This window comes from Paenibacillus sp. FSL H7-0943 (genome assembly GCF_037963265.1).
GTDB lineage: Bacteria > Bacillota > Bacilli > Paenibacillales > Paenibacillaceae > Paenibacillus_AQ > Paenibacillus_AQ odorifer.
This window is the reverse complement of record NZ_CP150148.1, coordinates 4,009,026-4,030,526: the sequence shown is the minus strand read 5'-3', so window position 1 is coordinate 4,030,526 and position 21,501 is coordinate 4,009,026. Positions and strand designations below refer to the sequence as shown.

Below are 21,501 nucleotides of genomic sequence, written 5' to 3'. Positions count from 1 at the left end.
CTAGTAAATGCGGTGAATGAAAGACATATGAAAGGGAGGTTGCCCTGAATGGGCAACCTCCCTATTTATGTTCTCGCTTTTTGTGGATCTATTAAAGATCCGGGAAGCCTCAAAACGGTCTTCGTCCCGCTACCCTCCTTACTGTACAGCAGAACGCCGCAAGGATCGCCATACTTAAGATTTAGACGATTATTGACATTTAGGAGACCGATATGATCTCCTGATTCTATATTCTTACCAGCCAGCAACTCCGTAAGTTGTTCCAGTCTTGTTGTATCGATACCTACACCATTATCTTCAACCACGATTTCAAGCAGCCCCGCTTCGTTTTTTTCTACGGAGATCAGCAAAATTCCTTGTCCTTGTGCCTCAAGCCCATGACCAAGCGCATTTTCAACAATAGGTTGAAGGATCATTTTAGGCACGGGAATGTGTAACCATTCCTGTGGACACAACAGCTTGTAAGTAAATTTGTCCGGGAAACGGCCTTGGTAAATCCTCACACAAGATTCCGCGATTTTCAGCTCTTCCCCAAGAGTTACCTCCTCTTTGCCTTTGATGCTGTACTTGAGCATTGTGCTTAAGGCGGTAGTCATCTCGAAGATATCCCGATTTCCTTTTACGATCGCAACGCCCTTGATTGTATCTAAAGTATTGCTTAAGAAATGCGGATTAATTTGACTTTGTAAATACGAATATTCCGCCCGCTGCTTTTCCAGATCGGTCAGATAAAGTTGAGTTGAAGCATCTATTAATTGGTCCGTCAAATCGTGGATCCGTGTGGTCATATCGTTGAACTGTCGAGAGATGATTTCAATCTCAGCATAGCCCTTTAAATCGACCTTGTTGTTCAATATCCCCAGACTTCCACCCTTTAATTGATTCATATAGCGCATAAGCCTAGACAACGGTCTTAAGAGATTCATCATAAGTACAGAATAGGGAATAGAGACGACCAGCAAGATTAAGGCTAGAAGAGCATAGCTGACTTTCTTCAATTTCTCCAGTTCTTTCATTAAATTATGGACAGGAACAGCAGTTATGATTTTTCCAGAGATCTCCGGTAAGCTAAAGGACTGAATTGCATATTTCTTTCCATGAACCGTCTCGACGATGGACTCTCCATCCCTTCCAGTTGCCCGAGTTTGAAACTGCTGGAGCATATCCTCCGGCTCATTGCTATTAGAGTAGATCATGCCTTTATCATCCATCATAAAAAAGCTGGTTCCGACCAATCGGGGATACTCAGAAATTTCAGTTTGAATGGCTTTCATATCTACAATAACTGCGAGATAGCCAATTTTTTCACCATATAGGGACGTGTCACCTGAAGCGAAGATGTTCATCCCGAAAAGCAGTTTTCTCTTGTCGATGACTTTGTCTGGAGGACTGTATCCGCGATAATGAACGATTCCATCCTCCTCAGCTGTTTTCATAAGATCGATAGCATATTTTGTTCTTCCTGCTAAGGAAATACGTGTGTTTGAGCTACCGATAACAATAATATCTAAGATATCCGTGTTCATATTTCGGGCGATGCTCAACAATCCTTCAACTTTTTGGGATAGATCGTAGACTCGAAGCTTATCATTCTCGACTAGGAACTTTTGGACGGTCGAATCGTAACCCACATTCATCATCATGGAAGAGACGTTGGCATAGTTGTCAGAAATCCGTTGTTTGAGGAGGGAGACCAGCTCCGTATTGTATTGCGTATTTTGATTAATGATAGTCTCGCTTGATAGTTGGTAGACTCGTGAAACGATGATTGGGATAATGGCAACAATAAATAACCCGAATAGCAAAACCTGAGTACGGATGGATAGTCTCTTAAATGTCTTCATTGTTTTGTTCCCTATATTGTGTAGGTGTCATTTTGAGATGCCGCTTAAAAATTCGTGTGAAATAGAAATAATCCTGAAAACCGCATTTCTCACCGATTTGGTAAATGGAAAGGTTGGTTTCGATCAGCGTTTTACAAGCGTATTCAATTCGTAAACGACTGATATGTTCGATGATGGTCTCGCCGACCTCTTTTTTGAATAATTGGCATAAGTAATTTGGGCTTAAAAAAAACTGATTGGCTAATTGCTGGATCGAAATTTCTTGATTGAAATGGTTGCGGATGTATAACATGATTTCTTTGACTTTGTGGTTTGAGATTCGTGAAATATCAGATTCGTTTCTGTTCATAAAAATATCAAGTGTCATAAGAATCAGATCATCGATCATAGCTTCAGCCGTGCCGTACCGATAATAGAGCTGTTCATATCCTTCAAAAAAACGGCCGCTAACCCGAGTCCCTTCCCGAGGAAATAAGTAGAGGATCGATGTATAGAGCAAATAGGCTTCTTTAATGGTGAACGTTCCCTCTTTGAATAATTTCTTTATCGATTCCATGGCTGCTATGAAACCGAGCCGGTCTTTATTATGAAGAATCCGGGAAATCTCTTTGAGCTTCTCGTCGATCGGTATTTCCTGTTGTGGATTCACACGGTAACATCCGGGCATCCCCGTTGTGAACATACTGAAAGCAGCATGAGAGGCGGACTCTAAAGACGCATCCAATTGGTGTATATCCGAAATAGGAGGACCGATCCCGACTCCGCACTCTTGTACAACTTCTGTTTGTTTAAGACCCTGGAGGAAGACTTCGTATTGGCACTCTTCCAATAAGTAACCATACCGACGGCGGCTCATTGGGAAGACCAGGGAAGAGAACTGCCTGACATCTACAGGTGAACTTAACCCTTGGATAACAATGGGGATATGAGGGGTATCTTTCGACAAGGGTATTTTCTTCTCATCCAACCATAAGTTAATTCGTTCAAGATCTCCGGAACAAACCGCTTCATAAAGTTCGAAGTCGTGGATAGGTTGTTCTTTAACTGTCTTGGAATCGTGTTGCTGGGCTATTCGGTTGAGCATTCCTTCAATTTCTTCGATTTCAAAGGGTTTGAGACAATATCCGAAAGTACCATAATTCATTGCTTTTTGTGCATAAGCGAACTCGGCATGTCCGCTGAGTACGATAAAGATCGTATCCGGCGCGATGGCCTTGCCACGTTGAATGAGCTCTAGTCCATTCATAACAGGCATCTTGATATCTGTTAGAACAAGGGTGGGGCGAAGCGATTGAATTAATTGAAGGGCTTCTTGCCCGTTTTCGGCATCGTCGATCACTTCAAAGCCGTATTTCTTCCAATTCACTCCTGCTTTAATTCCTTCTACAATCCACTTCTCATCATCTGCAATAATTACTGAACGCATAAGTGAATCCCCCTCTCTTTATAGAGCTCTTAGATTTATCCTAGCGATTGTGGACCAAGGGGGGTATGGACGATCTTACGCTCACTATGTCCGATATTACGTGCCACAGGAAGGTCTCCCGCAAAGGTGTGAAAAATCCACATGATCGGAGTTGTATTCTCTATACAAGAGAATTTACACTCCCGATATAATTTACCATATAAATCGCTTACAAGCATAACAAACTCATACAGAAAGGTGGGGAGAAGATTGGCTGATTCTGTAACCGCTCGTACGCCTAAACGAAGCTTAAAAACTCGTGCTCCAAAGCAAAGTTTAGGAAAAACGATTTTACAGTACAAGTATTTTTACCTTATGGTTCTACCGGTGTTAATCTGGTATGCCCTCTTCAGCTATGCTCCCATGTACGGTGTAACGCTAGCGTTCAAAACATTTAATTACAGTGAGGGGATTCTGGGAAGTCCTTGGGTTGGCTTGGAGAATTTTCAAACACTGCTGACCGACCCCGATTTTCGCAAGGCGTTTTGGAATACGGTCATTATCAGCTTGATGAAGCTGGTCACTCATTTCCCGATGCCCATTATCCTGGCGATTGTTTTATATGAGTTTTCCAGGACAAAAATGAAGCGGTTTTTTCAGACGATCCTGACGTTCCCGCATTTTATATCGTGGGTTGTACTGTCGGGGATTATTATCAATATTTTAAGCAAGGACGGGATTTATAACCAGATCATCATGCTGTTTGGTGGAGATCCGAATTCTCCTCTTGTCGATGAAAGTGCATTCAGACCCGTTCTGTATATCACGCATGTGTGGCGAGAGATCGGTTGGGATTCAATCATTTACCTGGCGGCTCTGGCAGGGATCAATCCTGAGCTGTTTGAAGCGGCTGAAGTGGACGGAGCGAACCGGTTTCGCCGTTTGCTAAACATCGCATGGCCGGGTTTGAAGAGTACAGTCGCAGTTCTGTTAATCCTTCAAGTTGGACAACTACTAACCCAAGGTTCGAGCTTCGAGCAAATTTTCAACCTGTATAGTTCGCCGGTATATTCGGTTGCCGACACGATCGATACTTACATTTATCGGACTTCCTTCACGATTGGAGGAGACTTTGGATATATGACCGCCGTGGGTGTCGTCAAGTCCATTATCAGCCTAATCCTTTTATGGGCGGCCAATACGTTCGCTAAGAAGATGGGCGAGGAAGGGCTGTATTAATCTGCAGGAAAAGGGGAGAAGCAAGTGACCGACACAACGGTTAAAAAGAGAAAAAAGTGGAGTGTCTTCGATATCGTCGCATTCGTGGTTCTGGGGCTCCTAGCAATAGTAACATTTTTTCCTTTCTATAATGTTCTTATTATCTCTGTGGCAAAGTTCGAAGCGATTAGTAAAAGTGACTTTTATATTTTTCCGCTTTCGTTTGACCTGTCCGCTTACAAGCTTTTGCTTCAGGATATGAAGTTTTGGACTTCCATCTTTAATTCTGTCATCGTAACTGTGGTTGGCGTGTTGTTCAGTATGACAATCTCTGTGGCGGGAGCTTACGCATTATCCAAGCGGGGTATGCCCGGCAGAAACATAATGCTCAGCTTGATCTTGTTCACTATGTTTTTCAATGGCGGTTTAATTCCTTTTTACTTAGTCGTTAAGGATCTAGGATTCGTAAACAATATACTCGTCATGATCATCCCCGCGGGTCTCAATACGTTTTATCTAATCATTATGAAAAACTATTTCAATACCATTCCAGAAAGCTTGGAAGAATCGGCTAAGCTAGACGGGGCGAATGATCTGTACATTCTTTTCAAAATCATTATTCCGATCTCTGCTCCATTCATGGCGACTTTTGCTTTGTTCTATGCTGTGGAAAGATGGAATGAATGGTGGTATGCGCTGATTTTTATCAGTGACGCTGCAAAAGCACCACTTCAGATTTATCTACGGGAGACACTTATTACTTCGAATTCCTTGCTAAGCCAAATGGCACAAACGATGGCCGAGCAGGAGCAGACGGGGAAGGTCTACACACCTGCACTTCAAATGGCAGCGATTGTAGTTTCGAGTATTCCGATTATTGTTGTTTATCCGTTCCTGCAGAAGCATTTTAATAAAGGGATTATGGTGGGTTCAATAAAAGGATAAGAAAGATTTTAAATAGATTGATTCTATCCTAAAATAGTATAAAGGGAGGTTTCAAGCATGCATAGAAAGAAAATAATGACATTGGCATTATGTATAACTTTGTTGGCTTCAGTACTCACGGCTTGCGGTGGAGGCAATAACGGCAAAGGGCAGGCTGGTTCAAACGGTGAAACATCTCCGAATTCTTCTAACTCCACGGATAATCCTTACAAGGATCCAATGACCATTTCTCTTGGGTTTTGGGATGCGGATGCCGAGATTGCTAACATCGAAAAGGACCCGATCGCTAAACAAGTATTGGAGAAATTCAACATCACACTAAAACCTGTCAATTTGTCTTGGGATGACTATACCCAGAAGATTCAAATGTGGGCCGCTTCCGGCCAATTGCCAGACATTTTCGCGATCGACGCCGTCGGCACGCAATATCAGCGCAAATGGGTGAATCAAGGCGTTGTCAAAGCGCTCCCGGATCTTTCAAAGTATCCAAACCTTGCAAAATACTTCGAATCGCCAGATATTAAAGGATTAGGAGTAGATGGAAAGTATTATACTGTGCCTCGCCGGATGTTCCCGAGTGTTGATTGGAGCGCACTGGATCGTATGGTCTTCTATCGTTGGGATCTTGCTCAAAAGGCTGGGATCACCAAAGAGCCAGAGACATGGGAAGAGTTTGAAGCCATGCTTGATGCAATCGTAAAGTCGGATCCGGAAGGCAAGCATGTTACTGGTCTTACGACGACAACTACCAAGATGCTGGGCGGATTCTTCTGGTTGTATGGCAACCCGGTTGCTACTAGTGATGGAAGCGGCAGTGATTTTAAATGGATCAAAGAGGATGGAAAGTTTATCCCTGCTGTATTCTCTAAAAATGCGCTGCCAGCGCTGCAAAACATGAAGAATATGTACGAAAAAGGATTGATCGATCCAGACATCGCGCTCGTCAAACCAGCAGAGTCCTATGACAATTTCGTAGCAGGCAAAGCAGCTGCTCTTCTAAGCGGTGGAGGTTTCATAAATTTAAATAGCGATATGTATGAAAAACGCTGGAAAACAGCTTATCCGGATAAGGATATGACGGAGAGTGTGAAGGCGCTCAAGCCGCTTATCGGTCCTGATGGTGAACGCTCACATGCCATCTTTAAAACATACTGGTCAGAAAGCTATTTCAGCAATAAGATTGACGATAAAAAGATGGATCGCATCATGGCACTCTATGATTATGTGTTGTCTCCTGAAGGCAAGGATCTGTTGACTTATGGCATCGAAGGTGTAGATTATAAGCTCGAAAATGGGCAGAAGGTTGTCATTGAAAAGGGTTCATTAAATGAGAAGTATCCAGCTAGCAGATTTCTGAAGAATTTGGTGGCTTATGAAACTTCGGATAGCTATAACATGGATAACCCGACGATTGCTAATGAAGGAATCCGCAAAGAAGCTGTCGATTACATCGACTGGATTCAGAACAATACAAAGGTGCCAGAATACGACATTCGGTTAACTTATATGTCCACCCCAACAAAGGATAAATTTACTGTGCTTGACCATGATGATTTGCTTAAGATCATGCTTTCCAAAGAACCCGTTGAGAGTTACTGGAATAGCATTGTGAACGATTATAAGGCTAAAGGTCTTGATAAAATGATAGAGGAAGTAAATGAGAAGGCCAAGGAACAAGGTATTGAATAATGGATGAATAGAGAAGATCCGGGCGCTAGTAGCCCGGATCTTCCGTTTAATTATTTGAAGTATGGCTTAGACTGTGCGGCGCTACTGACCGCATACTTATAAGATTGGGAGGGTAAAGTCTATGAACCTTAGCATTCACTTGACAGGGTTAACCGAGAAACAGTTAGCAGCTGTTTCAGAAGTAGCGGGAATATTGAGTATTCGAATGGAACGCTCAGGGATACCAGTGATTTGTAAGAAGCAAGGGAAGGGCATTCAAATATCTTACGATGAGGCTCAGGTCACCATTGCGTATGAACAGGAGCATCAATTGTTCCGGGCACTCAGCCGATTTCTTGAGAACGTACGCCGTGGAGAACGAGTTGAAATTAATGAACGGCCGGTTTATGAACAGTTAGGCTTCATGGTAGACTGTTCGCGAAATGCGGTTCTTAACTATGAAGGATATAAGGAATTGATCCGGCGTTTAGCGCTTATGGGATATTCAACGGTTCAGTTGTATACGGAAGACACCTACGAACTGGAGGGATACCCTTATTTCGGCTATTTGCGAGGCCGATATACAGGAGATCAAATTCGGGAGCTGGATCAGTATGCCGCGTTATTTGGCATAGAACTGGTTCCTTGTATTCAGACCCTGGCCCATCTCGGCCAAGCGTTGAAATGGCAGGCACATGCACCGCTTGTGGATTTCCAGGATATTCTCCTTATTGATGATCCCAGAACTTATGAGTTAATTGATCGAATGTTTGCTTTTATGTCGGCTCATGTAAGCAGTCGCCGCATAAATATCGGGATGGACGAAGCTCATATGATGGGACTTGGTAAATACCTGGATAAGCATGGGTATCAGGATCGCTCCTCGTTAATGTTAAAACACTTTAGCACTGTTATGGAGATCGCCAGAAAATATGGTTTCCAGACGATGATGTGGAGCGACATGTTTTTTCGTCTGGCCAGTTCCGGAGAATATTACGATGCTGAAAGTCCAATTAGCCCTGATATTGTAAAGCTGATTCCTGAAGATGTTACCTTGATCTACTGGGATTATTATTCGGAAACGCAGGAGAAATACGACGGGATGTTAAGCAAACATAAGCAGCTGAATGATCATATTGGATTTGCAGGTGGTGCTTGGAAATGGATGGGCTTCGCTCCAAACAATGAATTCAGTCGCCATGTCAGTCTGCTGGCTCATGATAGCTGTGTTAAGTATGGAATTCAAGAAGTGTTGATTACCGCATGGGGAGATAATGGCGCTGAAGCTTCCGTTTTCTCGGTTCTTCCTACCCTTCAACTTTGGGCGGAGCTCTGCTACACGAGATGTTTCGTGGAGAACCATGTCAAAGAAAGATTCAGTAGCTGCGTGCAAGGCAATTATGATGACTTTATGGCACTCGATGCGGCCAACTTGGTTCCGGGTAATTCGGCACCGGGGGGATGTTCTATCAATCCGGCTAAATACTTGCTTTATCAAGATATTTTATGTGGTTTGTTCGATCGACATGTTATTCCTAGCTCGTATTCGAAGCATTATCAGCAAAGTGCAGAAAAGCTCGAACAGGCGATCACTCGCAATTCGCCTTGGCAATCCTTATTCTCTGTACAAGCCAGCTTGTGTCGCTTGCTCGAAATAAAGAGCGAAATCGGGATTTCTATACACGAAGCTTATCATCGTGGAGATTTAGAGGAATTGGCTCACTTTGCCAAGGTGACTTTGCCACAATTATCTGATTTGGCCAGACAATTCATGGACGACTATCGAGTGCAATGGGAGCAGGAAAATAAGGTGTTTGGTCTTGATGTCTTTGATCTTCGTATGGGAGGATTGCTTCAGAGAATCAGAACGGCGATTCATCGAATCAATCGTTATGTCGAAGGGAACGTGGAACAGATTGCTGAATTAGAAGAGGAGCTTCTGACGTTCGACGGCCTTGTTGACGAGGGCAACCCCAGGGCGATAAGTGCGAATTTATGGCACACGATTGCAACACCATCCGTGATCGCTGGGGTTTAAGAAGGGGGTGAGGTTATGATTGATACTAATCTGGACAATCAAAAGGGCACAAAGCAGCCTAACCTTCTGCTTATCACCGTAGATCAGATGCGTTTTGATTGCCTGAGCATTATGGGACATCCCGTCGTTGAGACACCCAACCTGGACGCTCTGGCATCAAGGGGGATCTTATTTGAGCACGCGTATTCGGCTACCCCCAGTTGTATTCCCGCCAGGGCTGCTATCATGACAGGAATGAGGCAAAGATCACATGGCCGGGTTGGTTATCAGGATAAGGTTGAATGGAATTACGCCCATACGATTGCCGGCGAGCTTGCTCAAGCTGGTTATCATACGCAGTGTGTTGGCAAGATGCATGTGTATCCTGCACGTAATCTATGTGGATTCCATAATGTGGTGCTTCATGATGGATATCTTCACTACAATCGGGATAAGAACCAAACGTTCCATGATGAACACTATGATCAAGTGGACGATTATTTGCAGTGGCTGCGAAGACAAACTGATACCAATTCGGATATCACTGACTTAGGACTCGATTGCAACGCCTCAACGGTTGCCCGCCCCTGGCACTTGCCGGAAGCGATGCATCCAACGAATTGGTGCGTAACCGAGTCGCTAGACTTTTTGCGAAGAAGAGACCCTGGGAAACCATTTTTCCTATGGTCTTCCTTCGTTCGCCCGCATTCCCCCTTGGATCCGCCACAATGTTATCTAGATATGTACAAGGACTTGGAATTTCCTGATCCTCCAATCGGAGATTGGGTGGACGAGAGTGCTGCCTTAAACGGAGCTAAGGATCCAACTTCTTCGTTCACTAATTTGCCAAAGCGCAGATTGGATCGTGCCCGTGCCGCGTATTACGCGCTAATTACGCATCTTGACGACCAAATTGGGAGGTTGATCAATGGGCTGCAGGAGTATGGAGTTTTAAATGAAACTTTGATTCTATTTACTTCTGATCATGGTGAAATGATGGGGGATCACCATTACTTCCGGAAATCTCTTCCTTATGAAGGAAGTGCTAAGATTCCTTTCATAGTGTTTGATCCGGGAGAAACGCTTGGACTTCTTGCCGGCTCCCGGCTTGATTCCATTGTAGAGCTTCGCGATATTATGCCCACATTTCTTGAAGCTGCTAGCGTCCAAATACCATTTACAGTAGAAGGGCAAAGTGTGTTGCCGCTGTGCAGGGGAGATCAGACATTGTGGCGATCTTATATTCATGGGGAACAAGCCTATGGAGAAAAGTCCCACCACTTCTTAACGGATGGAAGAGAGAAATTTATTTGGTATTCTCAGACAGGGGAAGAGCAGTATTTTGATTTAGCGGCAGACCCCTCTGAGAAGATTAATGCGATAGGCTGTATTGATAAATTCGAGCGCATAAAAGAATGGAGAGAGCGTCTTATTCACGAGCTGGAGGGACGAGAGGAAGGGTTTGTAAACAACGGAGAATGGATTGCCGGACGCCCAATTTCTCATATTCTAAAGGCATCCCAATTGGGGAAATAATCATAACTTAGGGCAACCTGAACTTTCAGGTTGCCCTAAGTCTGTTAAGGATAGAAAGAAAGGTTAGTGAATTTACCAGCTACTCCGGCGTTCAGGCAAAGGGTCCTGATCTTGAATCATTCGATGGACGAGCAATTCAATCATCGAATGGCGAATATCACTATAATCGGGATCTTCAAAACGATTGGAGTTCTCATGAGGATCCTCTTTCAAATCATACAATTCACCGTAGGTCTCACCTGCGAAGATTACCAGCTTATAGCGTGTTGTACGCAAACACTTAGCGTTAATGCCGCGATCATGAGCAATATAAGCGGTTAGGGCAGAATTACGCACATGGGACTCTCTTCCAGCCAGCACCTCCATCTGTGACACACCTTGAATTCCGTAGGAAGTTTTGAGACCTGCGGCTGCAAGCAGTGTGGGGACAATATCAACATGTTCCATCAAAGCAGGGACCCGTTGCCCGGAAGCAATCCCAGGACCGCGTACGATCATCGGGATTCGTGTTAACCCTTCATAAAACCACGGCCCTTTGTAAATCAGCCCATGGTCACCGAGCAGTTCTCCGTGGTCGCTGGTGAAGAGGATGACTACATCATCGTACATATCTTTTTGACGCCAAGCTTTTATAATACGTCCGATCTGCTCGTCAATGAAGGTAATCATCGCATAATAATTTCGGGTGAGCCGTTTCATATGCGCTTCATTAAGAGAATGCTCCTCACCGCCACCAGGCCAATATCCTCCCTGACTCTGACGCAGCAGATGTGGAGGACGAAGATGCACGTCGTCTGCTTCGCTGGCTGGAGATGGAATGTCAGTGTCAGCGTACATATCCGTGTAAGCTTTTGGAGGGTCAAAAGGGTGATGTGGATCGACGAAACTGGTCCATAAAAATAGCGGTTGTTCGGTTTTGTGGGCGAGGATCACATCGATACTCCGTTCAGCAATCCAGTATGACTGGTGTAGCTCTGGAGGGATTTCGCTCTCCCACACATCGTTTTGAGCATTAGAAGCTCTGTAACGGTCCTTGCTGAAACGTTCTGCCGCTTCAGGGTTGCGCTCTCTAAGCCACTCCATATATTCCCCGATACAATTGTCTTCCGTAATATGATGTTCATCAAATCCGTAGTACGTTCTATCGGAAGCTCTTCCGCGGTCACGATAAGCAGGCTCTTCATATTCTTGTGAAAAGTCCCCCTTCATCTGAGGGCGGAAATGCATCTTTCCTATACCGATGGTTTTATAATCCGCTTTCTTTAAATGATCGCATAAGGTAAGTTCGTCTTCTCTGAGTGTGGTACCGATGTTCCAGGCACCGTGAACATGCGGATACCTGCCTGTAAAAATGGAAGAACGTGAAGGCGTGCAAACAGGACTAGCGCAGTAAGCACCAGTGAAGAGTGTGCCTTCCGAAGCAAGCTTGTCAAGCTCAGGTGTCAGTACGGAAGCGTTTTCGATACCTAGTGCGTCCGCACGCATTTGATCTGTGGTAATTAACCAAATATGAGTTCTTTTTGACATCCGTAACAACCCCCTATGAATATAGTGTATAGCATCACAAAAGCCTCTAGCAACCAATGAATTCTCCATATATTTCATTAGAATCGTCCATATGGGTTGATATTTTTATTACCTATAATTAAATAGTCTATCTCAATGTTGGAGGAGAAATTATATGCGAAAGTTATCCATATCAGGGGATTATTTTACATTAGACGAACAACCCATCCGGTTGCTTTCTGGTGCGCTTCATTATTTCCGGATCGTTCCGGAATATTGGCAGGATCGTTTGCTGAAGCTGAAGGCTTGTGGATTGAATACTGTTGAAACCTATATTCCTTGGAATTTACACGAACCAGAGGAGGGGAGCTTCAATTTTGCTGGATTTGCTGACATCGAGGCTTTCGTTAGACTTGCTGGAGAGCTTGGTTTGCACGTGATTTTGCGGCCAAGTCCTTATATTTGTGCGGAATGGGAATTCGGTGGATTGCCAGCTTGGTTACTTGTGGACAATAACATACAGCTGCGTTGTAATGATAACGTCTATTTATCTAAGTTGGATGCCTATTTCGATGAGTTGCTTCCACGTCTGCGGCCTTTGTTAAGCACTAACGGTGGGCCTGTGCTTGCTCTTCAGGTAGAGAACGAATATGGAAGCTTTGGTAGTGATAAGACTTACCTGAATGATCTAAAAGCAGGAATGATCGCCCGCGGCATGGACGTTCTGCTGTTTACTTCAGATGGAGCTGAAGATCATATGCTCCAAGGGGGCATGATTGACGGAGTGTTCGCCACGGTGAATTTCGGTTCACGGGCAAAGGAAGCCTTTGCTAAACTACGTGAATATCAGCCTACGGGACCGTTGATGTGTATGGAATTCTGGAATGGATGGTTTGACCACTGGATGAAACCGCATAATACACGCCCCGAATCTGAAGTAGCGGAGACTTTGGATGAAATGCTGGCTTTAGGAGCCTCTGTTAACTTCTATATGTTCCATGGGGGGACGAATTTTGGATTTATGAATGGGGCAAATCTTTTTGACAAATATGAGCCCATCGTAACCAGCTACGATTATGATACGCTGCTGGACGAATCCGGTAAGCCAACTGCAAAATTCTATGCAGCTCGAACAATAATTGAGAAATACGTAACGTTGCCGCCCCTGGAATTACCGCCGTTAATAAAGTCACAAGCTTATGGTAAAGTGTTGATGACAGAAGCAGCACCACTGTTCACTCAGTTAGACGTTTTGTCTCACCCAGTACATAGAGCATGTCCCGAGCCAATGGAGAAACTGAATCAGAATTATGGGTTCATTTTGTATTCGACGAAGATCAGTGGACCCCGCAGCAGTACGGAGCTCGTCCTTCAAGAAGTACGTGATCGTGCGCTTGTATTCGCGAATGGGGCCTTTGTCGGTACAGTTGAACGCTGGGATCCGCGAGGAATTCCATTAGAGGTTCCAACGGAGGGACTGCAGATCGACATCCTTGTGGAGAATATGGGGCGTGTAAATTATGGCCCGCTGCTTCGTGATCCAAAAGGCATAACCTGTGGCGTTAGACTCGGCTATCAATTCCTGCATGATTGGACGATTCGTTCTTTGCCTTTAACCCATCTTAAGGGATTATCATTCACACCGATAGATTGCGAGCAACGTCAGCAGCCCACTTTTTACCGGGGGAGCTTTCAAGTCAGTAAGCCTGAGGATACTTTTTTGCAGCTGGATGGATGGAGTAAAGGTCAGGTTTTTATAAACGGCTTTAATTTAGGGCGCTACTGGGAGAAGGGTCCAACTAAAACACTGTACTTACCAGCGCCGCTTCTGCGTCAAGGTGATAACGAGCTAATCTTATTCGAACTACATGGCGTAATGGAGCCAGTGGTTACTTTTGTGGATACACCGGAGCTCACATGATATTTAACGGGTGAGGAAGTATCATGATTCTATAGTATGGGTCTGATGATTTTTAATATATAATCAAAACAGCCCAACAATTTATAGGAACTGAAAATGCACGATTAGGGTGGGTTAGAGGAGGATTTTAAATGAGCTATGATTTGATGGCATTCGAGACGTCTAAAGCACCGCAAGAGAGAGCAGCGTTTATGGAGTGGTATGAACAGCAAGTGCAGTGGTCGGAAGACCATGCCTATAATGATCCATCAGTTTTATCGGAGGCGTTGCAACGCTTTTATAGTGAGTTGTCTGAGCAATTTCCTAATATGAATGTAGAGGACGAGATTTTTGAAGCGATGGAGGAAGCCGGAACGGATAACCGGTTGACTGACTACTCGCTTGGCTCATCCGTCATCTATGCGGCTTTCGCTTATTCTGTAGCTGAGGAAGCTTATACGGCGATGCGGGAGTTGGCTATAAAACACAAAGTAGGATTTTTTGATGTAAGCAGCAACGAAGGCGATATTATTTTTCCTTGAAGCAAAATGATTTAGAGTGTAGACAGCTGGTTGCTCTCCTAGTTGTTAATGAAGTAGTGGCAACCAGCATGTTTTCTATCTTCTTTACTCTACAACAGACGGAATAATACAATCCTTAATCAGAGGCCACCGGTCACGAGGCTGAAGTGTGAATTCTGAGGCGATGGCTACGACAAGTTTTTTTTCTGGAATGCAGCAAATGACATTACCACCATCACCTAACGCTGAGTAGGTGTAAACCCCGTCTTCTTCGCGTAGCCACCACAAGTAACCGTAATGATTAGGGTTCATCGCTGTTGATTCCTCAATCCATGTCTCCGAAATGATCTGATTATTCTCCCATTGTCCATGGTTCAAATATAATAAACCAAAACGCGCCATATCGCGTGGAGACAACGTAAGTCCCCATCCTCCTGTGGTGATACGATTTGGGTCTTCCACCCACCCCTTCACATTAACCCCAAACAAATCATCGAACCCAAATGAGCTCATCTCATAATCCGGGATTTCATTCATTCCGATAGGTTTAAATAAACGTTCGTTGGCGAACTCACGGGCACTTTGTCCAGTGCTGCGCGTGATGATGGCAGAAAGCAGATGTGCTCCAGCGGTAGAATATTTGAAATCCCCAATTGTTCCTTGTTGGTCTAGCATATCCAGCGTATATTTTACCCAGTCAGGCTGCATACACATTTGCTCCAGCGGTTCGTGCCAATCTGCAAAAGCATAAGATGCGGTCATCGTAAGGAGATGGCGTAAGGTGATTTCTTGTTTTTGCGGATCTTGAGCAGCGTTTGGAACATAGTCCGGGAAAAACTCCAGTACCTTTTGATCTGCATTGTTAATAAAGCCAGCCTCTATGGCAATGCCTATGAGCGCGGATATGATACTTTTTGTTACAGAGGCCACATGATGTGTGTCATTCGGGCTAGCGCCATTATAATATTTTTCATAAGCGATAGTTCCACTTCTTACCACAACAATCCCGTTGATATTGCTATACTCGGATTTGATCCTTGATTCTAGCTCTGAAAGCATATTAGCATCCATTCCTAAGTTTGCGGGGGCTGAGATTTGCCAATCTGAAGTTGGATAATTGTTTTTGAGCATGAAAGGTACTCCTTTATGAATTTTTTTTCTTTACTGGAAAATAGACCTCGGTAACCAGATCCTCAGGCACAGCAACCTGTGTCGGGTCCGTTAAGTAGATTTCATAAGGTGAGTTCACCCATTCATAACCTTCATTTTCTATCCATTCTCTCAGCTGAGCATAGACCGAGGTCAATTCTGAATAGGCGCCTTTAAGAACAGATCTCGCACAAAGAGCATCAGGCAAATCTCTTGTACCTTTTACACCCTCTTTTATGGGGAGAGCAAACTCTGTATCATTTCCGGCTGGATTATATTCATGGCTGTGATATATCGTTATTGGCGTACCGAGCAAAGTGAGTTTTTCCGTGGCGATTTTTTCATATAGCCTGCTAAAATAATGTTCATAACCTAGCGCATAGTCATTACTACTCAACATCTGACGCATAAAAAGAATATTCATAGGCTGAGTTTCAACAAGCTCTACTTTTATCTCATTCAGGTAGGACATCATGGGAATACCTTTCTCCAAATTTAAAACATCACTATTGATTTGTTGTAAGGTGTATTCATAAGCGCTTATTTTCTCCTGTATTTCTTTTTTCTTGAGATTAAGGGCTGAGTAGAGCTTCTCTTCTGAATGATTCTGTTCCCATTGTAAAATGTCTTTGATTTCTTCCAGCGAGAAACAATAACCTTTCAGACGATTGATAAAAAGCATTTTTTTAAGTTGTTTAATGGAGTAATACCTATAACCGTTCTCAGGGTTAATCTCATCGGGATGAATTAATCCGATCTCATCATAATATCGAAGCGTCTTCGTAGAAACTTCGCATATCTTCGAGAATTCTCCAATCGACAGCAAAAAGTCATCTCCTTTTTTCGTTTTAATTAAGCTTCCAAGCCAAAACATCGATGTTTGGTTCTAGCTCTACTTAACACCTTACCCTAAGGTCAAAGTCAACAGCAAAATAGTGAACCGATTCTAAGGTTACGACAATATATAGGTGAATGGCCATTCAGAAAGGAGTAGCCTACTTGGAAATTGAAGAGTTGAGTGACCTAATAAAATTACATGGCAAAGCAATTTACGCATTTTGTTTTACGCTTGCGGGGAATAGGGTGGATACGGACGATCTCTATCAGGAGACTTTTTTAAAAGCTATGGAAATGCGGCATAAAATGGACCTGAACCAAAATCCGAAAGCGTTCCTTATCTCGATTGCTATCTCATTACGCAAAAACAAACGCAGAAAATGGGCATGGCGGCAAAGAATTGCACCTACAGCAGATTATAATGAAGCGGTCGATCTGGCGTGTACTTCCGATGGAGAGGTTATGCCAGAGGATGCATTGCTGTCCCAGGAGCTTCGGCACATGATTCATGCTGCCGCAGACCGGCTGAATGAGAAACTGAAAATACCGCTCTATCTGTACTATACCGCAGAAATGACCGTTGATGAGATTGCTTCAGCGCTAAGGATTCCACCGGGCACAGTTAAAAGCAGACTTTTCCAAGCCCGCAAGGCGATGAAAAAGATTTTGGAGGTTGAATCCCAATGAATGACTCCGAAAAGTTGGATCAACTGCTAAAGCAAGCGCTAGCTTCTACAGCAGAGCCGACAGAGGAATTAAACGAAAGAATCATCCAACAGTTTAAGGAGACTAAACCAATGAAACCAGCCTATAAAAAAAGAGTTTCGATTGGACTAATGGTTGCTATATTCACGCTTGTAATGTCTTTAACGGCTTATGCAGCTACACAGCTATTTAGCCCCAAGCAGGTTGCTGAGCATCTGGGCCAGCAACTGCTGGCAAAAGCATTCGAAAGCAGGGATGCTGTTGAAATCAACCAATCGGTTATATCTGGTGATTATAACGTGACGTTGAATGGAATAGTCTCGGGGGAAGGTCTTTCAGAACTGAGTAAGTCTGATCAGAATATTAACCCAAACAGATCCTATGCCGTTGTATCCATCGCCAGAATAGACGGTGGCCCCATGCCTGCTACAAGTGAACCGGAGTATGGCCAGGATCCATTCTTTGTGTCACCGCTTATAAAGGGACTAAAACCATGGCAGGTTAATATCACAACAATGAATGGTGGCTATAGCGAGGCTGTTATAGATGGAATTATGTACCGGCTGATTGAATGTGATGGAGTGGAGATGTTCGCTGACCGAGGGGTATATCTAGCTGTCAGTAATGGTAGTTCTTTTTTCAGCAAAGATGCGTTTGCTTATAATGAAAGTACAGGGGAAATTAGCGCTAATAACGATTACAAGGGAACCGCTATTCTATTTGAACTTCCGCTGGACCCAACCAAAGCTGACCCTGTCAAAGCTGAGAGCTATTTACAGGAGCTGTTGAAAGAACCCTCTGCCGACAGCAAAATTGATTCAGCGGTTTCAACAGATGCAGCTGCCTCTATTGATGATGATGAGAAGGAACTAATTAAAAAAATAGAGGATATGAAGAAAAAAATCTCCACCGGCACGATTATCCCTGAATCTGTAAAGGAAGTGCGTGTTGATGAACAAGGGGCTTTCAATTATGAATACGATAACTGGAGTGTTAAGCTTTTTGTCCAAAATATGTTTGAGGAAGGGCAAATCGGTTACTCGGATTCCGTAAGCTTCAGTGCGGACGATAAAGAAACTAGGGCACTTCAATTTTCCAGAGATGAAAAGGGTGTAATCACGGGCAGGATTATTATTTTGAATTAGAGTATCATTCAGATAACTTTTCACAAGACTTATCTATATTCGTTTTATTTATCGTCCATGACCTTCAGATCAATTCTTTGATCGGTCAGTAAAGAATTTAACGAAGAATTTAAAGCAGGAGAGATTGTTGAATATCAAATCATAATAGAACAAAACGAAGTATCTATTCAAAAGATTAAGGCCAATAAGTAGCAGACTCAATGATTGCAATGAAAAAAGCAGGTGGACTAGCCACCTGCTTTACCGATCACCACACTTTAATATAATTTTTGCCCTTATTCAAAAGTGTAAGAGGTCCTAAAGTGCTTTTATTCTCTTTCTTGTTATCCAGAAAATCTGTATCCAGAATTATATTGCTGCCATCCGGATTCTCAAACTCGGCATCCACGATGCGCACCCGCGGCAAAGTCTCAGTTGAATGTACCTCACCTAAGAAGTTAACGAAGCTTTCAGGCAGAGCAATGGAAAGGAATCCCTCATCTCCTTGATCTACAATAAAGAAGTCTGGATCAAAGCTTTCTTCAACTAGCTTTACATTCTCTCTTTCGAAAGGCTCTGCACTGTTTAAGTAAGCGTTGTTATTAATGAACATAGGCTGTTCAACGAGTTCAAACTCCTCAAGATCACCGTGTAACTTATGGACATTCTCGATATACTCCGCCAAAGAGGTGGTGTAGTTATTGAAATGTGATGTGCCCACGCCTGTCCATCCGTCTTTTCCAACAATGATATTGTTATAGAACCGATCGTCCCCACCATAAATAAGTGAGAAACCGGCAATTTTTGTACTATGCGGAAGATGATATTGCGTGGACCGGTTTAGTACCTTTCGATGAACCATCCTGCCGCCGATCAGATTGTTGATATAGGCTCCACCTTGGGCTACATTCTCTAAAGCATGTTTAGCTGTCAAGATATTATGGTCAACAATGTAAGGGCCATGGCTTACTTCTATAAACAAATCCCGATGATTTTGATAGAACAGATTTTTGCTGATTCTTGTCCCTTGGGTCTGCCAATCCAGCCATAAACCTAAAGTACAATCGTGAATCCGGTTATGGTGGATGTGAGTATCGATCGGTGCGTGAAGCTTGATCCCGGCAATTTCGTGGCCCCAGAATTCCCGTTTTGTCGCAATGTTGTAAATATGGTTATGATGAATTTCGCTGAAAATACAACCTAAGTGGCCGACGATGGCATTTTGGCCGCAATCATAAATGGTATTATGGCGGATAAGATGTGAACCGATCGATTCTTTGCTCCAGCCCTGACGCTCAGCAGTAAAGACGGATTCAAGCTGATATTGATATCCGGGTTTGTCTTTTCGAAGGGTACGGTAATTATGGCCTGTGGAAGCTTCTTTGCCGATACTGATAGCGCTGCATTTGGCATCGTGAATGATATTATTTTCAATAATCCAGCCTTTGCTCCAGTTAGTGCCCAGCAGTCCGGGCTGGTCTGCCGTTGGAGGTGCCCAAGGTGTTGCCGCATGCGCCATTTCAAAACCTTTTACAGTAATATAATCAATTCCGGTTTCTTCAGGGTAGAAACAAGATCTGCGTACATTGATTTCTACCAGTTCTTTGTTCGGGTTGGCACCTTGGAAATTAGCGTAAATCGTGGTGTGGTCAGGGCTTACTTCGGCAAACCAAACGTAGGTCGTCTGTTTTGGATTTTGGACCGGAACCATCTCTTGTGTCCAGAGATCCTTGAACTCCAGCTTTTCGATGGGAGCTGCCAGTTGATCATACTGACTGACCTCATAAAAAGATATGCCATTTAGATATACATCGCCTAAGTGTCTTGTCTCCTCTATAGTAACGAGCCAATCGCCAGACACTTCCTCAACATACGGATTAAAGCTGCCAAAAAACGTGTTCGGCAAGATCACTTTCCATATTTGGTTCTCAACCTGCTGCCAATCTTGTATATGCTCAGAGCCTTTTATGACAACCTGCTCGTCTTCAGCGGCTTGATAAATAATTCTTCTTTGTTCGCTTAATCCTTGGTATCTCGGTTTTACCCACTCGCGATATATCCCTTCATGAACGATAACCTTATCCCCAGCCACAGCTACTGAAGCCGCTTTATTGATGGTTAAAAAGGGATCCACCTGAGTGCCTTGACCTTGATCTGAACCGGTTTTTGATATGTGATATTCCATTGTCCTATAACCTCCGCTTGGTTGACTTTATCCAATATTATAGGAAATAACGTTGTTAGTTCTATACTTTATATAGTACACTTTAAGACAAAATTAGTGTTTTCGTGAAGGAGAATCTACTTGTGGCCCTTTTTTGAAAAACATGGTGTCAGCGAAAAAGATTACTTTAAACTCATTCCATTGAAAAACTATCATTTTCCACTTCATTTTCATCGGGCATTTGAGATTATTTATGTCAAAGACGGGCAGTTATCTATCACCATTGATGGGAAAAGCTATCAGGTGCAGAAAAATGATCTGGTTTTTATTTTTCCTAATCAGATGCATGAATTTGAGACGATTGATTTTTCGGAGATTATGGTAATCCTTTTCTCCACAGAATTGATAGGTGATTTTCACATGAATTATAAAAGCTTTATACCAAATGATAATGTTCTCCATGCTGTGAATGAACCTGATTGTACAAAGCTGGATTCGATTTATAGCCAGAAAAGTTTCCTGTATGGTGTATGTGCGCAGTTGATCTGTCAGACATCATTTGCTCCGGTCAAACAGTCCCCGCAAACAAAGGTGCTCTATAAAATCCTGCTTTTTGTAGAACAAAATTATTCTGCCGATTGCACATTAAAAGCTGTAGCAAAACATCTGCAATATGATTACCCGTATTTATCAAAGCTATTTGTCCAGCTGATGAAAATGCCCTTCACAGATTACTTGAATCACTATCGGATCTCACAAGCATGTTATATATTAAAAAACTCGAATCTGACTATTGGTGAAGTTGCCAACCTTTGCGGCTATAGTAACTTACGGTCATTTCATCGGAATTTCCAGAAAATCACCCATCAATCGCCGAAAGGGTATCGGGTTTCCAATCCTCCTGATAAGGAAATGAACTAGAAGACTTAAAGGGGGGAGGGAAGAGGATAAAAAAGAACTCC

General features: G+C 43.4%; 16 protein-coding genes. 10 read left to right on the top strand and 6 right to left on the bottom strand.

Features of this window, described 5'->3' with window-relative positions; genetic code table 11:
• Window positions 1–65: 65 nt before the first annotated feature.
• Both NSQ55_RS17550 and NSQ55_RS17545 read right to left on the bottom strand, forming a co-directional pair.
• A complete protein-coding gene (locus NSQ55_RS17550) occupies window positions 66–1,844 on the bottom strand; it encodes a histidine kinase (RefSeq protein WP_036688197.1) in 1,779 nt (592 codons plus the stop codon).
• Window positions 1,831–3,270, bottom strand: coding sequence for a response regulator (locus NSQ55_RS17545; protein ID WP_339168283.1), 1,440 nt, complete (start codon window positions 3,268–3,270; stop codon window positions 1,831–1,833). Before NSQ55_RS17545 ends, NSQ55_RS17550 begins: the two co-directional genes overlap by 14 nt.
• A gap of 249 nt (window positions 3,271–3,519) precedes the next feature.
• On the opposite strand from NSQ55_RS17545, the gene NSQ55_RS17540 reads away from it, so the two are divergent.
• The 5 genes from NSQ55_RS17540 (at window position 3,520) to NSQ55_RS17520 (ending at window position 10,633) form a co-directional block, all read left to right on the top strand.
• Window positions 3,520–4,488 carry an ABC transporter permease subunit gene (locus NSQ55_RS17540; protein ID WP_076129727.1) on the top strand — a complete coding sequence of 323 codons (969 nt, stop codon included), beginning with the start codon at window positions 3,520–3,522 and terminating at the stop codon, window positions 4,486–4,488.
• Between the two features lie 24 nt (window positions 4,489–4,512).
• Window positions 4,513–5,412 (top strand): carbohydrate ABC transporter permease, encoded by a 900-nt coding sequence (locus tag NSQ55_RS17535; RefSeq protein WP_076129726.1) that lies wholly within the window; start codon window positions 4,513–4,515, stop codon window positions 5,410–5,412.
• 57 nt (window positions 5,413–5,469) lie between these two features.
• Complete coding sequence (locus NSQ55_RS17530) at window positions 5,470–7,101, top strand: extracellular solute-binding protein (RefSeq protein ID WP_076129725.1); 1,632 nt, start codon at window positions 5,470–5,472, stop codon at window positions 7,099–7,101.
• Between the two features lie 121 nt (window positions 7,102–7,222).
• Window positions 7,223–9,118, top strand: coding sequence for a family 20 glycosylhydrolase (locus NSQ55_RS17525; protein WP_339168278.1), 1,896 nt, complete (start codon window positions 7,223–7,225; stop codon window positions 9,116–9,118).
• Between the two features lie 15 nt (window positions 9,119–9,133).
• Window positions 9,134–10,633 carry an arylsulfatase gene (locus NSQ55_RS17520; RefSeq protein ID WP_339168277.1) on the top strand — a complete coding sequence of 500 codons (1,500 nt, stop codon included), beginning with the start codon at window positions 9,134–9,136 and terminating at the stop codon, window positions 10,631–10,633.
• A 72-nt stretch (window positions 10,634–10,705) separates the two neighbouring features.
• Here NSQ55_RS17520 and NSQ55_RS17515 read toward each other — a convergent pair whose 3' ends face one another.
• Window positions 10,706–12,160: a sulfatase-like hydrolase/transferase gene (locus NSQ55_RS17515; protein ID WP_339168276.1), complete on the bottom strand. Its 1,455-nt coding sequence runs from the start codon at window positions 12,158–12,160 to the stop codon at window positions 10,706–10,708.
• Between the two features lie 154 nt (window positions 12,161–12,314).
• Between NSQ55_RS17515 and NSQ55_RS17510 the strand changes: the two genes are divergently transcribed.
• Together NSQ55_RS17510 and NSQ55_RS17505 are read left to right on the top strand one after the other, a co-directional pair.
• Window positions 12,315–14,060 carry a beta-galactosidase family protein gene (locus tag NSQ55_RS17510; protein WP_339168274.1) on the top strand — a complete coding sequence of 582 codons (1,746 nt, stop codon included), beginning with the start codon at window positions 12,315–12,317 and terminating at the stop codon, window positions 14,058–14,060.
• 131 nt (window positions 14,061–14,191) lie between these two features.
• Complete coding sequence (locus tag NSQ55_RS17505) at window positions 14,192–14,581, top strand: hypothetical protein (protein WP_076133856.1); 390 nt, start codon at window positions 14,192–14,194, stop codon at window positions 14,579–14,581.
• Between the two features lie 84 nt (window positions 14,582–14,665).
• Here the strand turns inward: NSQ55_RS17505 and NSQ55_RS17500 are convergent, their stop codons facing one another.
• Both NSQ55_RS17500 and NSQ55_RS17495 read right to left on the bottom strand, forming a co-directional pair.
• Window positions 14,666–15,691 (bottom strand): serine hydrolase, encoded by a 1,026-nt coding sequence (locus tag NSQ55_RS17500; RefSeq protein WP_339168270.1) that lies wholly within the window; start codon window positions 15,689–15,691, stop codon window positions 14,666–14,668.
• Between the two features lie 13 nt (window positions 15,692–15,704).
• Window positions 15,705–16,535: a MerR family transcriptional regulator gene (locus tag NSQ55_RS17495; RefSeq protein WP_339168269.1), complete on the bottom strand. Its 831-nt coding sequence runs from the start codon at window positions 16,533–16,535 to the stop codon at window positions 15,705–15,707.
• Window positions 16,536–16,708: 173 nt separating this feature from the next.
• Between NSQ55_RS17495 and NSQ55_RS17490 the strand changes: the two genes are divergently transcribed.
• On the top strand, window positions 16,709–17,233 hold the full coding sequence (locus tag NSQ55_RS17490) for a sigma-70 family RNA polymerase sigma factor (RefSeq protein WP_081386240.1): 525 nt from the start codon (window positions 16,709–16,711) through the stop codon (window positions 17,231–17,233).
• The gene (locus tag NSQ55_RS17485; RefSeq protein WP_076182337.1) at window positions 17,230–18,396 is read left to right on the top strand and encodes a hypothetical protein; all 1,167 of its coding nucleotides are present in this window, start codon (window positions 17,230–17,232) and stop codon (window positions 18,394–18,396) included. The genes NSQ55_RS17490 and NSQ55_RS17485 overlap by 4 nt, the downstream gene beginning before the upstream one ends.
• Before the next feature lie 247 nt (window positions 18,397–18,643).
• On the opposite strand, the gene NSQ55_RS17480 is transcribed toward NSQ55_RS17485, so the two are convergent.
• Window positions 18,644–20,560: a right-handed parallel beta-helix repeat-containing protein gene (locus tag NSQ55_RS17480; RefSeq protein WP_339168265.1), complete on the bottom strand. Its 1,917-nt coding sequence runs from the start codon at window positions 20,558–20,560 to the stop codon at window positions 18,644–18,646.
• A gap of 120 nt (window positions 20,561–20,680) precedes the next feature.
• Between NSQ55_RS17480 and NSQ55_RS17475 the strand changes: the two genes are divergently transcribed.
• Window positions 20,681–21,460: a helix-turn-helix domain-containing protein gene (locus tag NSQ55_RS17475; protein ID WP_076281666.1), complete on the top strand. Its 780-nt coding sequence runs from the start codon at window positions 20,681–20,683 to the stop codon at window positions 21,458–21,460.
• Window positions 21,461–21,501: the final 41 nt, after the last annotated feature.